The 1,932-nt window shown below is 46.1% G+C and carries 1 tRNA gene and 2 rRNA genes (2 of these 3 running past the window's edge); all 3 read left to right on the forward strand.

Annotation, left to right across the window (positions count from 1 at the left end):
* Nucleotides 1-444, forward strand: a 16S ribosomal RNA gene (locus tag AOQ87_RS01140); it begins 1,137 nt to the left of the window's first position.
* A gap of 88 nt (nucleotides 445-532) precedes the next feature.
* Nucleotides 533-604: transfer RNA gene (locus AOQ87_RS01145), tRNA-Glu, on the forward strand.
* A gap of 128 nt (nucleotides 605-732) precedes the next feature.
* Nucleotides 733-1,932 (forward strand): 23S ribosomal RNA (locus tag AOQ87_RS01150) (it continues 1,721 nt past the right edge of the window).
* Together the 16S and 23S rRNA genes with 1 tRNA gene alongside form the textbook arrangement of a ribosomal RNA operon.

The following is a 1,932-nucleotide window of genomic DNA, read 5'->3' on the forward strand; positions in this document are numbered from 1 at the left end:
GAGCGCAACCCTTGTTCTTTGTTGCCATCGATTCGGTCGGGAACTCAAAGAAGACTGCCGGTGATGAACCGGAGGAAGGAGAGGACGACGTCAAGTCATCATGGCCCTTACGAGTAGGGCTACACACGTGCTACAATGGCGTATACAGAGAGAAGCGAACTTGCAAAAGAGAGCCAAACTAAGAAAGTACGTCACAGTCCGGATTGGAGTCTGCAACTCGACTCCATGAAGTAGGAATCGCTAGTAATCGCGAATCAGCATGTCGCGGTGAATACGTTCTCGGGCCTTGTACACACCGCCCGTCACACCATGGAAGTGGGTTGTAAAAGAAGCAGGTATCTTTAACCTATTCGTAGGATAGAGCCTACCACTTTATGATTCATGACTGGGGTGAAGTCGTAACAAGGTAACCGTAGGGGAACCTGTGGTTGGATCACCTCCTTAAAGATGCGCAGGTGTTCGCAAGATAGAGCATTTTAAAAATTTCAATAGTAGAAATAGTTATCTTTTTTTTTAAAGAAAAAAGATCATTGTCCCCTTCGTCTAGAGGTTAGGACACCGCTCTTTCACGGCGGCAACAGGGGTTCAAATCCCCTAGGGGACGAGATAGCTCTTTTAAAATCGAATGTGAAACAAGCTAAATCTCGTCAAATCGTAAAGAATTTGACGAGATTATATATTCTCATCTTGATCTGAAGGATGAAGTTGAAACATTCTTCTTTCAGTTGTGAAGGTTAGATGAACAAGCGTATTCGGTGGATGCCTTGGCAATCAGAGGCGAAGAAGGACGTGCTAATCTGCGAAAAGCGTCGATGAGCTGATAAGAAGCGTTTAATCGGCGATATCCGAATGGGGAAACCCAACTAAACGAAGTTATCGTACGATGAATAAATAGTCGTGCGAGGCAAACCGGGGAGAACTGAAACATCTTAGTACCCCGAGGAAAAGAAATCAAATGAGATTCCCTGAGTAGTGGCGAGCGAAACGGGAGAAGCCCAAGAACAAAGTTCGATATCGGTTTTTAAGAGAATGATCTTGGAAAAGACAGTCATAGAGGGTGATGACCCCGTATCTGAAAAGATCCGATATCTGGTTCGAAGAGTAGGACGGGACACGTACATCCTGTCTGAAGATGGGGGGACCATCCTCCAAGGCTAAATACTACTGATTGACCGATAGTGAACTAGTACCGTGAGGGAAAGGTGAAAAGAACCCCGGTTAGGGGAGTGAAATAGAACCTGAAACCGTATACGTACAAGCAGTAGGAGTCTAAATAATTTAGATGACTGCGTACCTTTTGTATAATGGGTCAGCGACTTATATTCTGCAGCGAGGTTAACTTCATAAGGGAGCCGTAGGGAAACCGAGTCTTAACCGGCGATAGAGTTGTAGGATATAGACCCGAAACCCGGTGATCTAGCCATGAGCAGGTTGAAGGTTAGGTAACTCTAACTGGAGGACCGAACCGACTAATGTTGAAAAATTAGCGGATGACTTGTGGTTAGGGGTGAAAGGCCAATCAAACCGGGAGATAGCTGGTTCTCCCCGAAAGCTATTTAGGTAGCGCCTCGTATGATTTCTGTTGGGGGTAGAGCACTGTTTCGGCTAGAGGGACAGAAATGTCTGCTTATCCGATGCAAACTACGAATACCGATAGATCGAATACGGGAGACACACGGCGGGTGCGAACGTCCGTCGTGGAAAGGGAAACAACCCAGATCATCAGATAAGGTCCCAAAATTATGATTAAGTGGAGAACGAAGTGGGATAGCATAGACAGCCAGGATGTTGGCTTAGAAGCAGCCATCATTTAAAGAAAGCGTAACAGCTCACTGGTCAAGTTGTCCTGCGCGGAAGATATAACGGGGCTTAAATCATATACCGAAGCTATGACAGCAGGTGTAGTTTCGACCTGCTGGGTAGGGGAGCGTT

Origin of the sequence: Candidatus Riesia pediculischaeffi, assembly GCF_002073895.1 — a bacterium.
GTDB lineage: Bacteria > Pseudomonadota > Gammaproteobacteria > Enterobacterales > Enterobacteriaceae > Riesia > Riesia pediculischaeffi.